Annotated in this window: 16 protein-coding genes and 2 tRNA genes; 6 read left to right on the top strand and 12 right to left on the bottom strand. The window is 39.3% G+C overall.

Going from position 1 to position 19,692, the window contains the following annotated elements; all coding sequences use genetic code 11:
- Positions 1 to 267, top strand: a 267-nt coding sequence (locus H140_RS0110860) for a transposase (RefSeq protein ID WP_019673684.1), incomplete at its 5' end; no start/stop codon positions are given.
- Here the strand turns inward: H140_RS0110860 and H140_RS14520 are convergent.
- The 5 genes from H140_RS14520 to H140_RS0110835 form a co-directional block, all read right to left on the bottom strand.
- Positions 264 to 623 (bottom strand): glutathione S-transferase family protein, encoded by a 360-nt coding sequence (locus tag H140_RS14520; protein WP_019673683.1) that lies wholly within the window; start codon positions 621 to 623, stop codon positions 264 to 266. The genes H140_RS0110860 and H140_RS14520 overlap by 4 nt on opposite strands.
- A gap of 353 nt (positions 624 to 976) precedes the next feature.
- Entirely contained in the window at positions 977 to 1,618 is a 642-nt protein-coding gene (locus tag H140_RS0110850) for a peroxiredoxin (protein WP_019673682.1), read from the bottom strand.
- Positions 1,619 to 1,765: 147 nt separating this feature from the next.
- Positions 1,766 to 2,494 (bottom strand): DUF2057 family protein, encoded by a 729-nt coding sequence (locus H140_RS0110845; protein WP_019673681.1) that lies wholly within the window; start codon positions 2,492 to 2,494, stop codon positions 1,766 to 1,768.
- A gap of 406 nt (positions 2,495 to 2,900) precedes the next feature.
- Positions 2,901 to 3,713 carry a DnaA ATPase domain-containing protein gene (locus H140_RS0110840; RefSeq protein WP_019673680.1) on the bottom strand — a complete coding sequence of 271 codons (813 nt, stop codon included), beginning with the start codon at positions 3,711 to 3,713 and terminating at the stop codon, positions 2,901 to 2,903.
- Positions 3,714 to 4,015: 302 nt separating this feature from the next.
- Positions 4,016 to 5,116: an AI-2E family transporter gene (locus tag H140_RS0110835; RefSeq protein ID WP_019673679.1), complete on the bottom strand. Its 1,101-nt coding sequence runs from the start codon at positions 5,114 to 5,116 to the stop codon at positions 4,016 to 4,018.
- 719 nt (positions 5,117 to 5,835) lie between these two features.
- Between H140_RS0110835 and purM the strand changes: the two genes are divergently transcribed.
- A complete protein-coding gene (gene purM / locus H140_RS0110830; protein WP_019673678.1) occupies positions 5,836 to 6,927 on the top strand; it encodes a phosphoribosylformylglycinamidine cyclo-ligase in 1,092 nt (363 codons plus the stop codon).
- A complete protein-coding gene (purN, locus tag H140_RS0110825) occupies positions 6,920 to 7,636 on the top strand; it encodes a phosphoribosylglycinamide formyltransferase (RefSeq protein WP_019673677.1) in 717 nt (238 codons plus the stop codon). The genes purM and purN overlap by 8 nt, the downstream gene beginning before the upstream one ends.
- Positions 7,637 to 7,755: 119 nt before the next feature.
- On the opposite strand, the gene H140_RS0110820 is transcribed toward purN, so the two are convergent.
- The 7 genes from H140_RS0110820 to H140_RS0110790 form a co-directional block, all read right to left on the bottom strand.
- A complete protein-coding gene (locus H140_RS0110820) occupies positions 7,756 to 8,460 on the bottom strand; it encodes a LysE family translocator (RefSeq protein WP_019673676.1) in 705 nt (234 codons plus the stop codon).
- A gap of 425 nt (positions 8,461 to 8,885) precedes the next feature.
- On the bottom strand, positions 8,886 to 9,617 hold the full coding sequence (locus H140_RS0110815) for an ABC transporter ATP-binding protein (RefSeq protein WP_019673675.1): 732 nt from the start codon (positions 9,615 to 9,617) through the stop codon (positions 8,886 to 8,888).
- A gap of 80 nt (positions 9,618 to 9,697) precedes the next feature.
- Positions 9,698 to 10,681 carry an ABC transporter substrate-binding protein gene (locus H140_RS0110810; protein WP_156819165.1) on the bottom strand — a complete coding sequence of 328 codons (984 nt, stop codon included), beginning with the start codon at positions 10,679 to 10,681 and terminating at the stop codon, positions 9,698 to 9,700.
- Positions 10,682 to 10,781: 100 nt separating this feature from the next.
- On the bottom strand, positions 10,782 to 11,561 hold the full coding sequence (locus H140_RS0110805) for an ABC transporter permease (RefSeq protein ID WP_019673673.1): 780 nt from the start codon (positions 11,559 to 11,561) through the stop codon (positions 10,782 to 10,784).
- A 325-nt stretch (positions 11,562 to 11,886) separates the two neighbouring features.
- Positions 11,887 to 13,287 (bottom strand): NAD-dependent succinate-semialdehyde dehydrogenase, encoded by a 1,401-nt coding sequence (locus tag H140_RS0110800; RefSeq protein WP_019673672.1) that lies wholly within the window; start codon positions 13,285 to 13,287, stop codon positions 11,887 to 11,889.
- A 534-nt stretch (positions 13,288 to 13,821) separates the two neighbouring features.
- The gene (locus H140_RS14515; protein WP_019673671.1) at positions 13,822 to 14,703 is read right to left on the bottom strand and encodes an ATP-binding cassette domain-containing protein; all 882 of its coding nucleotides are present in this window, start codon (positions 14,701 to 14,703) and stop codon (positions 13,822 to 13,824) included.
- A gap of 371 nt (positions 14,704 to 15,074) precedes the next feature.
- Complete coding sequence (locus H140_RS0110790; RefSeq protein WP_019673670.1) at positions 15,075 to 17,030, bottom strand: glycine betaine ABC transporter substrate-binding protein; 1,956 nt, start codon at positions 17,028 to 17,030, stop codon at positions 15,075 to 15,077.
- A gap of 747 nt (positions 17,031 to 17,777) precedes the next feature.
- Here H140_RS0110790 and H140_RS14510 point away from each other — a divergent pair.
- From H140_RS14510 to H140_RS0110775, 3 genes are all read left to right on the top strand, one after another.
- The gene (locus tag H140_RS14510) at positions 17,778 to 18,665 is read left to right on the top strand and encodes a bile acid:sodium symporter family protein (protein ID WP_083932757.1); all 888 of its coding nucleotides are present in this window, start codon (positions 17,778 to 17,780) and stop codon (positions 18,663 to 18,665) included.
- 492 nt (positions 18,666 to 19,157) lie between these two features.
- A tRNA-Val gene (locus H140_RS0110780) sits at positions 19,158 to 19,233 on the top strand.
- A 55-nt stretch (positions 19,234 to 19,288) separates the two neighbouring features.
- A tRNA-Asp gene (locus tag H140_RS0110775) sits at positions 19,289 to 19,365 on the top strand.
- Positions 19,366 to 19,692 lie beyond the last annotated feature (327 nt).

The following is a 19,692-nucleotide window of genomic DNA, read 5'->3' as shown; positions in this document are numbered from 1 at the left end:
CATGCGGTGGTGGTAATGGACGGTGCATTATGGCATCAACCAAGCTTGAATCAGGGGAATGTCACTATGCTTAAATTACCACCGTATTCACCTGAGCTTAACCCCTCTGAGAACGTATGGCAGTACCTGAAGCAAAATGAGTTATCTAATCGCTGTTATGAAAGCTATGAAGCTATTGTTGATGCCGCTTGTTTGGCTTGGAATAATCTGCTCAAACAGCCACAAAGAATTCGCACTTTAACCACTCGTGCTTGGGCTCAACTTTAATTATTGGGTTTGGTATTATATAGCACTTCAAACTCAGCAGTACGGCGCAAAGAACCTACCTGCGCTCGCTGTACCACATCATTACCCATGATAGACTGCTCACCATAGACACGATCAAGATATTCACAAATTGCTTGGGAGTCATTTAACACCGTACCATCATCTAAGATTAATACTGGTAGCAGTTGTAGAGGATTAATGTTTGTAAACTCTTCGGTTAGATGTTCACCTTTAGCCAAATCGACATCAATCACTTGTATATCATCCATATCATCAATATTTAAGCCTTTAGCTTGCATTAACACCACCACTTTACGCGGATTTGGAGCAATTCGATTTAAATATAGCTTTTTCATTACAAACTCCTTTTTATTATATCAATCTCATTGTTATACCAAATCTAAAAATTAAGCTATCGAGGAAAACGGGTGCAAACGCTACATATAGTAGGTTCAACGAGTTTGACAAAGATAGGTTATTTTTCAGAAAAGGTATTATATTAACCTCACCCTACACTCAGGTTATGATAACACTTGTTTATGCTGGCACAAAAAAGCCTCACAGTAATTATACAGTGAGGCTTACAATAAATATATATCCACTAATGACATGTAGGTAGGACTGCCAAAGCTATCAATACACCCAAACTGTCAATGTAGCCCTTTATCTAGTGTATCGTCAGTCTATTATACTAGTTTTTTAGTGCTGGCTATTTGTTAGGTGCTGGTGTAAAGCGCAAGTATGGCTTAACTTCAGTAAACCCTTTGGGATAATCTTTTTCAGAAATATCTTCGGTTTTGATACTTGGTGGAATGATCACATCATCACCTTCTTTCCAATCAACTGGCGTTGCAATATTGTACTCGTCTGATAGTTGCATCGCATCAATCACACGAATAATTTCGTCAAAGTTACGGCCACAGCTGGCAGGATAAGTCAGCATTAAGCGGATTTTTTTATTTGGATCGATAATAAATACACTGCGTACTGTATGCGTACTATCTGCATTTGGGTGCATCATGTCATATAGTGTCGCTACTTTTTTCTCAGGGTCAGCAATGATAGGGAAGTTTAAATCTGTACCTTGAGTTTCACCAATATCTTTTGCCCACGCATTGTGATCTTCTAAACTATCAACCGAGATTGCAATTGGTTTTACACCACGCTTTTGAAACTCACCATTTAATGCAGCTGTACGTCCAAGCTCGGTGGTACATACTGGCGTAAAATCAGCAGGATGTGAAAACAATACAACCCAGTTATCACCTGCCCATTCATGAAAGTTAATGTCACCTTCTGTTGTTGGTGCGTCAAAGTTTGGTGCGATATCGCCTAAATGTAAATGTGCCATAATAAATTTCCTTATTTTATTAATTAAATTAATTAAGAGGTGTCTTCATTTTAAAACTGGTGATAAAAATTAGATAATATGACAAAAATTAGCTGTTTTTAATCCATTTTAATAACATTGTACGAGATAAATTAATTTATTTTAGACCTATTTTTGTACCCACTGGCGGATTTTATCACGCTCAGCTGGCGTAGCTTGCAACCAAAGCTGCATAAACTTATCTAGCGTCTCCGCATTTTCAGACACGGCCACCGTACGCACAGATGCTGTTGTTGTTGTGCTCGTATTGGTCGCTGCAATAGGAGCAATAGCTTGGCTTCCACTGCGATTATTAATCGGTTGATTGGCATTAATTGCAGCAATAGCACGTTGGTTATCGTCTTGTGCATCCTGGTTTCCACTGAACAAATTACTAATGCTTGAGAATAAGCCACCTTCATCTGCTGAGCCACCAGAAGCTTGTGCTAGTACCGTATTGCCTTGCATGATAGCTAAAGTTGGTGCTTTGGCATATCTTTTGGCCTCTTCGTATTTTTCAGGCTGTCCTGGCATAGTCAAACGATAAGTCTGATTATCTTTCATATCAGCGGTCACAGTGATATTTGCTGAACGCAAGTAGTCATGTTCATCGCGGCGGATATCATATAAACGCTCGTATTTTGCAGTAATTACATGCTGACCAGGCTGCAAAGCAAAGTTGCTCTTAATGGGTTGGAATGGACTTGAATTGACGGTTTTTCCATTTATCGCAGTCACTTTGATATGATCATCAACTTGTAGTGTTACATCTGCATGCGCCAAAGTGATTGAGCTGATACCAAGTACACCAAGAGCTATTAACTTAACGGCTGTATGTTTGTGTTGCGAGTGTTGCATAGTCGGGGCCTTATCAGTGTGAAGAATTAAGAGGTAATTTAATACTTATTATCGTTTTGTCTAGGGCGTGTCTTCATTTTGAAAATGGTGATAAAAAAAATAATTCGCAGTCAGACGATGAAAATAACGCAGATAATATCATTATATTAACCAGTTAGTTGATGCTGTATAATAAGATATAGCTGTTTTTAGCTAAAAGCAAAACGTAAGTTTAGTATACGTGATAACTCTGACTAAAATAAAATTCTTTTTTGCTAAAACTAGTTGCCTATTCATTATTACTAAAACAAATTATTATTAAAACAAATTAAATTACAGCCCTAACACATGACAATTACAGCTTTTAATCAGGCGCAAAAAAACAAGACTCGCAATTGTAAAATACAGTTAGCCACTAAAGCAACTTCTAAAAATCTAACGGTAAGCTATCGCGATAGATGCTATTTTCTTCTGACTTAGACAATAAGTCCTCTTGCACTTCTTGATGAATATCCTCAAGCTCTGCCAACAACGTCTGCTCGTCAATCATAGCCAACGCTTGATTAATAACCGACTTTGAAATATGAGCCCGATTTAAATTGGAAAATAGTGGCTGAATCACATTTAATATATCTAGCATACCACCAATTCGATGCGGACCTTCTTGTAATAAATGTTCAGTAATGCGTGGATCAAACTGCCATCCTCGTCTGCGCATCACCGACTCTAGCATTGCTTTTCTATCAGCAATATTATGACCTTCGGGCACCCGAAAAGCAGGTGACTGAATGAGGCGAGTTAATAAATCAGGCAACTCAAATGGTAACTCAGTAGCTGGGGTTTTTGCAGCAAATATCAGTTGCCCCTGCCCCTCACGGCTACGGTTGATTAAGTGAAAAATAGCTTCTTGCCAGGCACGGCTATGGCGAATAACTTCAAGATCATCAATGGCAACCAGATCAAAGCTCTCAAGCGCCGCCAATACCCCCACATCAGTATTTACCAACTCTTTTAATGACAAGTTAATGGCGGTTTTGTCCATCTCTCGATAGGATTCACAGATGGCGGACAGCAGATGGGTTTTTCCAGTTGCGGCACTACCATAGATATACATCTGACCAATTAAGCCGATGTGTAGTTGCCGAACAGCATCTATTATAGTTGACCAGCCAGGCCCAGAAAAATCACTCAGGCTAGCGTCTGTCCTTACTTCTAGATTTAAACTTAATTGATTTGTCATCAGGCTAGTATCTCGGCTCGATATAACTTTATAACGCCTATTTATACCATAAATTTGTTAACAATAGTATGGCATTACTTATTTCCAGCTAAGTTGGCTCTCTTTGCAAGCTCTATTTATAGTCGGCTGACTTGAGTTTTACGACAAGACAACCGATTGCAAGTACAACTGGAGTAGGCTTAATTAAGCTAACACCATAACCTTTAGTGGGGCTGTATATGTGTAACAACTAGAAAGTAGCTTTTGTGTTAAAACTGGTTAAATCTGCCTTAGTTTTATCTACAAATACCCATTCAACAGACCTACTTAAAAAGCTTATATTGCTTATGCCCTTTGAATAAGTCAGATTGACGATAAGCATCATAGGCATGGCGAAACAACACATTAATGATAGCGGATACGGGCAGAGCAATCAGCATACCGACAAAGCCCATTAAAGCTGCGCCAGCCAACACCGCAAAGATGACCCACAGTGGTGACAAGCCTATTTTATCACCTAATAATAATGGCTGGAGCACATAACCCTCTACCGCTTGTCCTACCAAAAACGCACCGGCAATCAGCCCCAATTGTAGCCAGTTAAGACCAAATTGGAATAAACCTGCAATAATGGCTGCTACAAAACCAATACCAAACCCTAAGTATGGCACAAAACTTGCGATACCCGCCACCATGCCAATAATCAATCCCAACTCCAGACCGATCAGCTGCAACTGTACCGCATACACCACCCCTAGCAAAATCATCACTAGCAATTGACCTTTAACAAAAGCCATTAATGCACTATCACAGTCTTTGGCAATGCTGATAATTTTAGCCGAACTAGCAGCAGGCAGTGCATCCTTCCAAGTGCGCATTCGTGCTTCCCAGCTGAATAAAAAATAAAAAGTTAAAATGGGCACTAATACTGCCATACCAGCGTTATTGATCACTGTTAACCCTGAGCTCATCACCTGCATTACTAGAGACTGAGCATCTTCAATATTATAATGCTTATTCAAATAGTCTAACAAGGTGTCCGAGACCAGCTTGCTCTCTAAAGGTGGTAGGTTAAAGCGCTCGTATTGATTTAACCAAATCCGCACATCCTGATTATACCACTGTACCAACTTCGGTACATATTCCCAAGCAGATTGGATTTGAGTCCATAAAGTAGGTAACAACCACCACAGAAAACCGCCAAAGAGTAAGCAAATAACAGCATACACCAAAATTATCGATAGCCACCGCGGTAGTATGCGTGATAATTTACTAACAAATGGATTTAGCAAATAGGCCAGTATAAAAGCACACAAAAATGGAATAATTACCGGCAGCAGTTGGTAAGTTAAATATAAAAACAAACCTAGGGCAATGACGATAAATAAGCGCTTAAAAAAAGGATCAATCTGTGCTACCTGCATATAAACTCTCTTATTTTGGTTATTGGTTACCGGTTATTGAAAAAGAATTAAACACTGCCATTATCATAATAGCCTCTAATATAAGCCTTCTACCTAAATAATCAATTTAAAATTTTAATAAACAAGGCCTAGCTACTGTATAGCATTGATAAATGTCACTGGCAAAGATTTGTTTTAGTCAATACTTTGTTTTAGTCAATACACAGTATAATTTGTGACACTTAAACATTCTATGTCAATAAATTTTGCAATATAGTAACAAAAAATAGTCCTGTCTCTTTAAGCTGATGTTAAAATCTCCTCAGATGCTGTTAGACATCTTGCTAAGGTCTATACCTTAACCTAGATAACTTCAATCTAGATAACTTCAACCGAGACAACTTCAATGACAACTTCGATCTTTGTCCAGTCTAAAAAGGTTTTAGTTATCAGTAATCGGAATATATTAAGTCTATATAGCTCTTGATAACCAAAAAAGCCGATTAATGTGAATAAATGTCGCTTAAATTTTGCCAGCCCTGCGTTTTTGCGTATAATGCAAACAGCAAAAACAACTTTTAGTATTTATTTTATTCAAGTTTTTGTGTTTCATTAAAAGATACCTGGTTAGACTATTTCGATACTGATGACCAGCTTGATTACTTCTAACCAGCTTGACTATTTCATACATTACTCGCTTATATTTCATACATTACTCGCTTATAAGGTCTGCTGCTACCATGAGCCATCCAAATACCCCTATAAACAACACAGCTAACCAATCATCACAACCCACTTCTTTAAGCTATAAAGATGCTGGCGTTGATATTGATGCAGGTGATGCTCTTGTACAACGCATCAAATCAGTTGCTAAGGCCACGACTCGTCCAGAGGTTGTCGGTGGTCTTGGCGGATTTGGCGCCCTTTGTCGTATTCCTCAAGGCTATAAGTCACCTCTATTGGTGTCTGGTACAGATGGCGTTGGCACTAAGCTAAAACTTGCTCTTCAGCTTAATCGGCATGACACCATAGGTATTGACTTGGTCGCCATGTGCGTCAATGACTTATTGGTCTGTGGTGCTGAGCCCTTATTTTTCCTAGATTACTACGCCACAGGTAAACTAGATGTAGATACCGCAGCCTCAGTCGTTGCTGGTATTGGTGAAGGTTGCAAACAGTCAAACTGCGCCTTAATTGGTGGTGAAACGGCTGAAATGCCAGGTATGTACCAAGATGAAGATTATGATCTAGCTGGCTTTTGTGTCGGTGTGGTTGAAGAATCTGACGTCATTACTGGTGAAAAAGTCTCTACTGGTGATAGTCTTATTGGTATAAAATCAAGCGGTGCCCACTCTAACGGTTATTCATTGATACGTAAAGTAATTGAGGTCAGTGGTGTGGATATCACCAGTTCTGATACGATTCTTGATGGTCAGCCAATTGCTGATGCATTAATGGCTCCGACCAAGATTTACGTCAACGCCATTCAAGCGCTACAACAACAGCTAGGTAACAGCAAACTACACGCCATGTCACACATTACTGGAGGTGGCTTTACTGAAAACTTGCCACGTGTCTTGCCTGACAACCTAGCCGCCAAAATCGACACCAATAGCTGGCAAATGCCAGAGCTATTTCACTGGCTACAAAAGCACGGTAACATTGAACAAGATGAAATGTACCGTACCTTTAATTGTGGGGTTGGCTTCGTGGTGGTGTTACCTGCTGACGTTGCTGATCAGGCCGTAACCATCTTAAATAAAGCTGGTGAAAGTGCCTTTAAACTTGGCGAAATCATTAACCGAACTGATGAGGCAGTGGTATATGCCTAATATATCACAAGCTCAGTCATCCTCTTTTGACTCAAAACCGCTAAAAGTGGCGGTATTAGTGTCTGGCAGTGGTAGTAATCTGCAAGTACTGATTGACGCCATGCAAGCTGGTAGCCTGCCCATTGAAATTGTAGGTGTGATTAGTAATGTTAAAGATGCTTATGCTGTGACCCGTGCACAGCAAGCTAATATCAAAACAGCGGTATTTTCACATATTACCGAAGGTGACAAGGCTGGTAAGCGCATGGGGATCAAGACTTTTGAGCGCCATGCCACTGCTCAATTAAATGAATGGCAGCCAGATTTGATTGTGCTGGCAGGATTTATGCGAGTATTAAGCGGTGACTTCATCCATAGTGCTCCTGCACCTATGATCAATCTGCACCCCTCGTTGTTACCAAAGTATAAGGGCTTAGACACCCATCAGCGTGTACTTGAGTCGGGAGACTTATATCATGGTTGTAGCGTGCATCTGGTCACCGCTGAGCTTGATGCTGGTCAAGTATTGACTCAAGCCATGCTGGGAGTTAATAAACAACAAACTGCTGAGGTTTTGCAATCCCGCGTGCAACAGCTTGAGCACCAGATCTTGCCTTGGACTATTTTGTTAATTGCACAAGGTGTACTTAATCTTGAGCAAATTAACTCAGACGCTAAACCATCGCCCTACTTGCCGGCCTTGCCTTTAAAGCTGTGGCTAGATAACTAGCTTAAGCTGTTTAGTACATACAATCTTTAGTTATAACCGTAAAAAGCCCAAGTCATGTGACTTGGGCTTTTTTGCTGTTATAACAATTAAATAAGATTCAAAATAGAGAATTGGCAGCTTTAGGATTTGGCGGTCATCAACTTAATCCCGAGTCCAATAAATACCACACCACTGACTTTGTTTAATAGACTCTCAATGGTTGGGTTTTCTCTTAGCTTCTGACTGAATACCGAAGCTAATAATACTAGCATCAAACACCATATTAGACTGGTTGCTGCAAAGGTTAAGCCCAATACCAAGAACGATAGCGTACTATTAGAATAACCGGTATCAATAAACTGAGGAAAGAATGCTAAGAAGAACAGAGCAACTTTTGGGTTAAACACATTGGTCAATATACCCTGCTTGTATATTTGTGCATGGCTAAGGTTGTTATTAATATTGTTACCAGTATTGATGCCTTCTTCTAAAGCACCTTCTTCTAAAATACCTTCTTTTAAAGTGCTGTTCTCTAAGCTGCTAGACACCATTGTGGTTTGTTGGGTCATCAACATTTTTACGCCTAGATAACATAAATACAGCACACCCACAGTCTTAACCATCGTAAATACTAGGGGATAAGTGGACAGTAATACCGACAAACCTAATGCCGCTAATGAGGTATGGACTAAAATACCCGATATGATGCCCAAGGCTGAAAATATACCCGCCTCTTTACCTTGCGCAATACTACGCATAATAATATAAACCGTATCTGTGCCTGGTGCCAGGTTTAATAAAATACAGGCAGCAATAAACCCTAAGTAGTTTTCGATACCAAACATCCCTGTCTCCTCTATTTCACATTAAATACCTCACTCTCAACAAGAATAGCTAGCAACATCAATAACAGGTTTATTGACAGTATTTACAGCCCATCTATTACAAAATACTGACAAGGATGGGAAGTCCCCCTTTTGGAGATTAGAAAATCATAGATTTTCTCTTGCGTCGGGGCAAAGCAGTGCTTTGCTTTATCCATCCTCAGGGAATTAGGGGTTTTAGTGATATTTGCTGAAAATTCATCCCCAATCCTGAGAAGCGTTAATAAAAGCTCTGGGAGAGCTTTTTAGCTTTGCAAGAGTCAAGCTGCGCTTAGCTAACAGAGAAAGGAAGGGAGTCAAATCTCGTATAAATCACAGCCTGCATTTCAAGTTGAGATTGGCGTATTAAATTAGATATTAAATAAATTAGCTATTAAGTAAGTATGTTAGCTTTGAATGGCGGTTAATATTTGTTTTTTTAACTGCAAATAAGCTTGGCTATCTAAAAACCCCTCATCCTTGGGAATGCTAAACTTCTGAGTAAATATAGCTGGTGAGCCTTTGAGCACATACAGCTCATCTGATAAATATATCGCCTCATCTATATCATGGGTAATAATTAAGCAGGTTAATTGTAACCGCTTTTGTAATTGGCTAAACCAATGATACATTTCATCCTTGGTGACAAAATCCAATGCTGAAAACGGCTCATCAAGCAGCATAATCGGATTGTCACTAAGATAAGTACGTAATAAGGCTGCCCGCTGTCGCTGACCGCCTGATAAGGCCTGCGGATATTGATGCTCTAACCCTTGCAAACCAAAGCTAGCTAATTGTGGATTGACAATATCTGCAATCTTAGCCTTACTAAATCCCTGCAAAGTTAGCGGTAAAGCGATGTTATCAAATACGGTTTTAAAGGGCAGTAATAAGTCTTTTTGCAGCATATAGCCAACCGTACCTGCCTGTCCTGTGGTATCCACCCCGTTAATAAATACCCTGCCTGCCCATGGAGTAAGTAATCCAGCAGCGATATTAAACAAGGTCGTTTTACCCACCCCACTAGCACCGACAATGCTAACCACTGTATTATTAGCCACTGACATATTCAGATTATCAAAAATAGGCTGTTGTCCAAAGGCGTGACTAATATTTTCTAATCGCAGTACGCTATTCATTCAATTATCCATAGGTTCGCTATTTCATCCTATACACCTTTATAGTAGGTATGTTATGTGTGTATGGATGGTTGGACAAATTAATCACTTAAAGGCGTTAAATAATCATTACTCACCCCTGCTTGTGGGGGCAAAGGCTTATCTAACAATCCATTTTGATACACCCAATCATAGAACCTATCCCAACGTTGGTAATCAAATCCTCCCCAATCGCCCTCTTCATCCAAATACTGAGTTGAGATGTACTTTTGACTGGCTAACGCTAACTCTTTATTAGTTTCTGGCGCATATTTGACCAAAATATTTGCACTCTCCACTGGATGATTAGCAGCATAAATATAGCCTTTTTTTAAGGCAATCAGCGTCTTTTTTACCAGTTCAGGGTTGCTCGCTAACAGCTGATTATTGGTGATAATCACTGGTGCATAATAGTCAAAGATAGGCTCATAATCTTTTAAAAAGAAAAAGTTAGTATCCACACCCTGTGCTTTGGCATGTATCCCATCCCAACCATAATAAGCAAGGATATAATCAAATTGATTCATTCGTAGCGCCACCGTTGCATCGGTCGCCTCACCTGGAATTTTCACCAGATTATCACCAACAACATGTGCTACCGTTGCATCATCAATCGGATCTTCCCAGGTTGAATAACGCTTACCATTTAAATCTTTTGGGGAGGTAGCACCCAAAGATTTAAGCGACAACAGGCCTGCTGGATTATGCTGCAAAATAGCAGCTACCGCAGTAATTGGCATATCTTTTGCCAATCGGGTTGCCATATTAGACTGAAAATAAATACCAAAGTCGGCTCGATTATTAGCCACAAGGGTTGATGCACTATCTTCACTGGGCTGCACCACTTTCACCGCTAGGCCTTGTTCTTTAAAATAACCGTTGTCTTGAGCCACATAAATGCCTGTATGATTGGTATTGGGTACCCAATCTAATGAAATAATCACCTCGGTGAGTCCTTCATCATTGGCATTATTACGGGTATCGATAACAGCTTTGTCACTAGGCTGACAAGCGGTTAATATAACCAAAGCGCTAACAGTAGCTATAAGATATAAAGTATAACGCCAACTGCTGACACTGGCAGCACTTGTTGAGTTGTTGATAAAAACAAATGACACAATAAATCCTTTTAGTAAATTAAAAAAATTATAAAAAATGCTGCTTTAATACCCGTCGCTCCAACCACTTTACCAAAGCAATAAGCAAAATGGTCAAAAAGCTAATAAAAAATATCACCGCAAACATACTATCCAAATCATACGACTTACGCACCCGAGTCATATATACCCCCAAGCCATAATAACCACCAAGCCACTCAGCAATCACCGCAGAAATCAGTGCATAAGACAGAGCCACTTTAAGGCCAGTAAAGAATGACCCCATCGCAGACGGAATCTTTAAATGTCGATACAGCTGATATTTTGATGCCTGCATAGACTTAAATAAATTAAGATGCTCTCGGCTTACTGATTGATAACCATCGACTAATGCAATAGTAATCGGGAAAAATACTGACAAAACTACCAGCACTACCTTAGGCATAATGCCATAACCTAGCCAAATAATTAACAAGGGCGCAATAGCAATGGTCGGTATGGTTTGATTTAGCAAAATAACAGGGTACACCAACTCTTTGATTGTTTTTGATAAATCCATACAAATCGACAGTATAAAGCTAATCAGCAGACCAATTGTAGTGCCAATAAAAGCGGTTGCTAAAGTGTATTTAGCATGCATCACTAGTAAAGGAAAGTCCTCAATAAAGGCCTGCACTATTTGAATTGGTGATGGTAGTAGATAATCTGGAATAAATTGTAGCCACACACAGACTTGCCATACCAATAGTATTAGCACAATTAACACGTTACTTTTTATAAAGCTAATGGCTTTAGTCTGTATATCAGACGCAGAGGACTTAGTGTTCATTATTATCCGATGAGGTGTATGGTTGTTCGATGTCTAATTATTTTACTTTATTATTTTTAACTTACTATATCCATAAGCCGTAGTCAGAGAGCTAAGAAACAAGGCAGTCAAACACAACTAGGGGCTGTCCCTATTTGCTTGATAAGAAAATAAATAAGATAAACCTTGCCAGACATCTGCCTCAGATAAGCAAAATAACGGAGCTAATATCAAAATATTAACTCCGTTACTTAACACCGTTTGACAAAATTTTGCTGTTTTTTAACTTATTTTAATATCACTGTACGAATTGAGGACAGCCTCTAAGTGCAGTCTCTCTAAAGGCCTAAGGTGCACGGTCAACTACATGCACCGCTTTGATATTGACAAATTCTTTGATACCAAAGCCGCCATGCTCACGTCCATAACCAGACTGTTTTACCCCACCAAAGGGCAAGCCTGGCTGTACTAAGCTATAACCATTAATATAGACCATGCCGGTATCAAAATATTTACTGGCCAGACGAATCGCTTTGTCTTCATCTTTTGAGAATACACCGCCACCTAGACCATAACGACTGTCATTAGCAATACGGAATGCATCCTCTTCGTCTTTAGCACGGATTAAAGCAGCTACTGGACCAAACAACTCATCTTTATAAGCTGGCTGATCTTCGGTGATGTTTTCTAAAATTGTTGGTGGATAAAACGCACCTGCTGGGGCTAAGTCAGAAGCAAGAGTGGCTTGATATGCAACGGTTGCGCCATTTTCGATACTAGCATCAACTTGCCTAGTCAAAGTATCACGCTGTTTTGCAGTAGAGAGTGGACCCACTTTGGTCGCCTCATCCATTGGATCACCGACAGTATATTTTTCAAATTCAGAGATAAGTAGCTCACGGAACTTATCATAAACACTATCAACGACCACAAAACGCTTAGCCGCTACACAAGTTTCACCGTTATTGTATAAGCGTGCAAAGGCGCAAGTAGCAGCTGCTAACTCTAAGTCTGCATCTTCTAGAACAATGAAGGCATCATTCGAACCAAGCTCCATCACTGTTTTTTTCAAAACTTTTGCTGCTTGTTGAGCAACAATAGCGCCTGCTTTTTCGCTACCCGTTAAGGTCACACCACGCACTTTTGTGTGCTCAATAATTTTTTCTGATTGATCGTGACTAATGACTAAAGTACGGAATAATGCCTTAGGTAAGTCTGACTCATGCAAGATTTTTTCGATTAATAGACCTGATCCAGTCACATTCGATGCATGCTTTAATAGTATGCTATTACCTGCCATTAAGTTGGCAATGGTATAACGAATGACTTGATACGCTGGATAGTTCCAGGGCTGAATACCATAAATAATACCAATTGGCTGATAAGTAACAATACCTTTTTTGATACCTTTAATCTCACGCTCATCATCTGCTAGCGCTGCGACACCTACATTAGCGGTATAATCACAAATTGAGCGACACAAATCCACTTCCTGTAAACTATGTTCATATGTTTTCCCCCGCTCTTCAGTCATCAACTTTGCCAGCTCATCTTTGTATTCTAATAACTTGGCTGAAATTGATGCTATCACTTTAGCACGCTCATCATGCGACGTCTCACGCCATTTCAAAAATGCGTCATGCGACTCATCAATAATACGTTCAACTTCTGCATCCGTCATATACTGATAAGAAGCAATGTCTTTGCCTGTGGCTGGGTTTACGGTTGTAATATTAGCATTAGCCATAATAGTTTCCTTTTTCCTTTTATTTTATTCTACTTGTATTGCTTGCGCTTAGCTTTTCTCTGGTTTATGCATTTATGATTACATTATGTGTATATTTATGCTATTTACGCAGTATCTCTTTTATTAACACCAAATAGCATAAACATTAAATAGCATAACAGGGCAGTCAGCATCGTACTTTTATAAGATGTAATAAACTGTCAACACTATGTTAACCAGTTACAAATATATAAAGGCTGTCATCTGCTGATACGATGAATATAATAGGGATTACACTTAACACATTGCCTTGGGATGTTTTTATTTTTAGACATGGTTTTATTTAAAAGGCAGTAATAAAAGTTGAAATAAATCAAAGCTATATATTATATAGGACTTACGCAAAAATACGCTTTCAAGGCTTTAAAAGTGACTGCTAATTATTTATGGAGCGTCTGGCTCTACCTTCAGAGGATTCATAAACGATTACCAGTTGCCATACTATCTACTCGTGCGTAAGTCCTATTATAGTCAGACACTTATGGTGATATAGCCCTAGCCTTTTGCTACCATAAAACGCTCAACATAGGCATCGGCTGGATTTGTACGAAGCTCGTCTATACTGCCTGTTTGTACCAAGCGCCCACCGTTTAGGATACTAATTTGCCCCCCAAATCCTGCAGCTTCATCAATATCATGAGTGATAAAGACGATGGTTTTGTTCAACCTATCTTGTAACTGTAATAACTGCGCTTGTAACTGGGCTCTAATTAAAGGGTCTAACGCAGAAAATGCCTCATCCATCAAAATAATTGGCGTATCTACCGCCAGCGCTCGTGCCAGACCAACTCGCTGCTGCATACCCCCAGATAACTCATCTGGATAACTGTACTCTATGCCATCTAACCCAACCTCGTGTAGCCAGTGGCGAGCTATCTCATGGCGCTCAGACTTAGCCATTTTACGTACGCGCAGTCCATAAGCAACGTTTTGAATTACTGTCATATGTGGCACCAAACCAAAGTGCTGAAATACCATACTGACATTGTTTTGGCGAAATTGCTGCAAAGGCTTATCACTTAAACTAAGTACATTAATGATATTAGGCTGCTTGGATAACTGCTCAGCGTCCTGAAGATAAGTAGGTACTCCGACACTATACTGGGTATCTATCCAAATCTTGCCTTGCGTAGGATCTATTAAGCGATTGATATGGCGCACTAAAGTAGATTTTCCCGATCCAGATAAGCCCATAATACAATGTAGCTCACCAGCTTCTATGCTTAAATTAATATCATACAGACCCACTGAATAACCAGTTTTCTCACGCACCTCACTACTGCTCATACCTTGTGCCAAAAGCTTTAGTACCTTGTTGGCCTCGGCAGGGCTAGCATCAAAAACTTTACTCACATTTTCTAAGCGGATATGACTCATAACAAAACAATTCCAGTGTAAGGTACTTTAATGATTTTAGTCAAATGTGTTGTTAGGGCGTATCTTCAATTCGTGCAACAACATTTAAATAGCTAAAAAAATATAGCTCAGACTTTAGGGCGTGTCCCTATTTGGATTATGAGACTAAAAATGAGATAGATTTTTTTTCAAACACGAATAATTTAGAAGATAATATAGGCATATTAGCTAGAAATTAGACACACTTTGGCAAAAAATATAGCCATTTTTAGACCATAACTTACTGTATTTGCAAGACCATAACTTACTGTATTTGCAAATAGGGACACGCCCTATTATTAGCTCCGCCAATCTTCAGAGTATCAATTGACGCCCTAAATTCGAGACGCGTCCTAAATAAGCTCATCACGAGCACGACGACCTTTCCCAAAAGCTTGCGTAATGCGGTCAATGATAATGGCTATAATCACAATGGCAGTACCTGCTTGTAATCCTTGCCCAATATTTAAAGTTTGAATTGATTGCAACACATCTTCACCCAGTCCAGGAGCGCCAATCATAGAGGCAAGTACCACCATAGACAGCGACATCATTACCGCCTGATTGATGCCTGCCATAATACTAGGCAAAGCTTGAGGCAACTTAATCCAAAACAACAACTGAATATGATTGCTACCAAAAGAGCGTCCAGCTTCAACAATCTCATGAGGCACTTGCTTAATCCCAAGCATAGTCAAGCGAATTAAAGGAGGCAGCGCATAAATAACAGTAGCAAATAACGCAGGCACTTTCCCAATACCAAACAGCATTAATACTGGAATTAAATAGACAAAGCTTGGCATAGTCTGCATCACATCTAATACAGGGGTAAGTATCTTCCTTAACCATTGACTGCCAGCCATCAAAATACCCATAGGGATACCAATCAACATAGTGACTAACACAGCTACTAATAGTAACGCCAGTGTCTGAACCAAAGCTGACCATAGCCCAAAGGCACCAATTAAAAATAATCCTGCCCCACAAGCAGCAGCAAACCATAATTTACGAGTAGCAAACCAACCTAAAATAGCGACCAGTACAATCAACAACCAAGGCGGTGTGATACGCAGTAGACGCTCAAAAGGTAGCAATAAATAGCTTAGGGTAACTTGGCTGATAGAGCGAAATACATCACCAAAATGTTGTACTACATAGCTTAATGCGTTATTTAATGAAGTTTCAAATGACCACTCGGGAAACCAGTTAAATGGTTTATTTGATGCGGTTATGGTTATAGACTGCTTTTTTTCTGTCGTTCCAGAGTGTCCAGTAGTCTCACTTAATTTACTTGACTCTGCTGATACGCTATCCAAACTAATATTTAATGAGCGTGCAAGATTTTGTGCCGCTTCATGAGTTAGCCAGTGTTGCCATACTTGTGGGTTTTGCTGTAAAAATATTTTGGCCTGTGCCTCGCCACTTCGTTTCTTTTCACTCATTTGCAAGATAGCATCATTTAACGTGTCTGGAGTAAACTGTACTTGACGGAAGGCGGCTACAAGCTCAGGATTGGCGTGTTCAAAAGGAGTTGAGATCGCAATACCCAGATCTGATATCGGGAATCCTGAGACACAATCTGTCTGGCTGTTGGCATCAAGCAACTGATCCCAACACTGGCTATCATGGGGAGGAAACGCAATGGGGGCAAACTCATACTTGGCCATCAGCCCTGTCGGTTGCCAATAATAAAATAATAACGGCTTACGCTGCTCAAAGGCAGAGGCAATTTCTGCATCTAATGCTGCCCCTGTGCCTGGATGCACATTGTTAAACTTGATACCCATTTGATTGGGCTGAGTTAGACCTATATTACGCAATAAATGACTATTAAACACCTCACAAGTCCAACCAGTAGGACAGTTTAAAAAGCGAGCATTGACTGGGTTTTCTGGATCTGTAAATAAATGTGCAAATTTTGATAAATCTTGATAGCTGGTTAATTCTGGGTTATCTTCAAGTACATAGCTTGGCACATACCAACCCTGAGTTGCACCGCCCTTCAAGGTATTGCCAATCACAGAAGCTTGCCCTTGGGCAATAGCAGCTTCCATTATCGGTGAACGTCCAACCCACTGCTCGCCAATGACCTGAATATCATCTTGTGCCAAAGCGGTCTCTAATGCGGGTCCTGCGCCTGGTACACGCTGAGTCTGGCAACCATAACCATCTTCTACAATCAGCTGCAATACTGCTGAGATAAACTGACCACTCTCCCACGTCAATGAACCAAACTTAATAGAATCACTATTTACATCACCACAAGCGGCTATCGCTGGTGCTGACCAAAATGACAAACATAAGAGCATTAAGCCACATAGAAGCTTTTGTATTAAAGTCATTGTCACAGTGGGCAGTTGACTTGTCGTTGCCGGTGTTGGACTTGCTGTAACTATTGACGAGGAGCAAGATGTGTGCAAAATAATACCTATTATTTGGGTGATTTTTTTTGGCTAGAGTCTGTTGAACATTGTCTGCGTCGAAAAAATTTAGCCTATTTTTATTTTATACGAAAATGATTTTTTCAGACCAAACTACTATCAGACATATATGCTAACTATTCAACCGAACCTAATTAACTGCTTGATGTGAATCAATAGCTTACTTAAATTTATGTCAGCTATACAGGGTGTATCTGATTAATTTTTGTTAACAGGTGCTATAATTATCCCAACACCTCATCAAACCATGCCTTATATAGGGCACATTTAACTCTATTAATTTAACTGTGCTATTAATTTAACTGTGCTATCAATTCGTAACTTAATACAGCTGGAATATCAGTCCAATTACTCTACACAACCTTTGGCGCAGTGCTGAACTTTAATATAACCATTTTAGATTTCGTTAACTATCATATTAAATTCGTTAACTATCATATTAAAGATACACCTCTATCAGCAACTATTTATGCTATGATTTCATCATTATAAAGGTCATTTTCACTAACCCTTGCTCAATAAAAACATGGCTTAAATAAAAACATATCTTCAATAAAAACATGGCTTAAATAAAAACATAGTTATCAAATCAAAAACCTTTAATCGAGACTTTTTATGTTCCAGCTTTTGCCTATATTTCTTGCATATATTATGTTTGCATTAGGTTTACAAACCCAACTTTCGGACTTTAAACAAGTATTAACAAAACCCAAAGCTTTGATTATAGGGTTGGCAATGCAGCTATTGTTGGTACCTGCATTGGCGTATTTTTTGGTCATTATGTTTGAACTACCTGATTATCTTGGTTTTGGCATCATGCTGTTAAGTATTTGTGCAGGCGGTATTACCAGTAACATGATGAGCTATTATGCGGGAGGTAAAATTGCTTTATCTATTGCGCTTACCGCTATCACTAGCATGATTGCTATCTTAACCGTACCTTTATGGGTAAGGTTTTTTTACCTTTTATTTTTCCAAGATTTACCCGTTGATTTTTCAATCGTTTCCTTGTCGCTAAAAGTATTACTTATTACCACCATACCTGTATTACTGGGTATTGCAGTACGCCGCTTTTTCCCTATATTTGTCAATAAATGGAAAAATAGCCTGCAACAAATGGCCAATATTCTTTTTGGTTTAATGGTACTTGGCGCAATTGTAAGTAACTGGGGTTTAATTTTGCAACAGATCTCTGAGATTGGTATTTTGGTTTTGTTGTTGGCTGTATTGCTATTAGGGTCAAGCTTGATAATTTCGAGTCTAATGGGTTTGGACGAAGCTGATAGCAGAACTTTAGCCATTGAAGTTAGCTTACAAAATGGGGCTATGGGTATCGCATTGGCCAGTTTATTAAGTCAGTCAGATAAGCTTTCAGCGTTTGCTTTACCTTCAGCTATTTATGGGGTCTTAATGAACTTTGTGGTGCTACCTTTTGTATTTTATCACGCCTATAATCGTCATCAGCTAAAAGCCCAGAAGCACTATCATAATTCACGCTCTTAAATGCATGACTGGCGGTAATGACTTAAATAACTTCCACTAATATTAGTGGTATATTTTAAATTACAGTTGACAGATTTAAAATAAGGTATATAATACGCTCCTACATTCAGAGGATATATAGTTCTTTTGTTTGTTGTTAGATTTAGGTTTTTTGGAAATCCTATTTAAAGGATTTCCCTTGTAAGATCTAGCAGGAATTTAAGTTATCAGAAAATCCCCTCTAAGGGATTTTCTCTTGCGCAATATATCTTTAATAGATGATGCAAGGTATTTAGCTTTTAGCCAAGCACAGCTTGGCTCTTGCGAAGCTAAAAAGGTAGTGACTCTTTATAGTCATTAAAGGTATTTAGTTTTTTGGAAATCCTATTTAAAGGATTTCCCTTGCGCAATATATCTTTAATAGATGATGCAAGGTATTTAGCTTTTAGCCAAGCACAGCTTGGCTCTTGCGAAGCTAAAAAGGTCCCCCAGACCTTTTCTTAACGCTTCTCAGGGTGATTAGCTCAGTTGGTAGAGCGTCTGCCTTACACGCAGAATGTCGGCAGTTCGAGCCTGTCATCACCCACCACTCTTTTTAGAGTACCACTTATTTTAGAAAGTGGCTAAACATTCTAAAGCGACTAGCAGCGGTAGTTCAGTTGGTTAGAATACCGGCCTGTCACGCCGGGGGTCGCGGGTTCGAGTCCCGTCCGCTGCGCCATATTTTTAAGTACGTTAAAACTTAGTTAGCTCTTTTATTTAGAGTAAAGTTTCAACCCCAAACTTCCCCTAGTTTGGGGTTTTTTTTTGGGTGGTTGATATTGATTATTGGGTTTAAAGTGGTTCTTAAAACACACTGATAGAACCTTGTTATCATAATAGAGATTAGCTATACGGCTTAATTATTAAAAAATAATAATCTTCAATATTTAATCAAATCGGCTTAAATTTCAAATAGCAACAATCCAGACGCTCTCATTAACCTTAAATAATATCACTCAAACAAACTCTCACTAGAGTATGGTTTTTAAAGCGGTAAACTAAAAAG

It is taken from the genome of Psychrobacter lutiphocae DSM 21542 (assembly GCF_000382145.1).
GTDB lineage: Bacteria > Pseudomonadota > Gammaproteobacteria > Pseudomonadales > Moraxellaceae > Psychrobacter > Psychrobacter lutiphocae.
This window is presented reverse-complemented; position numbering and strand designations above follow the sequence as displayed.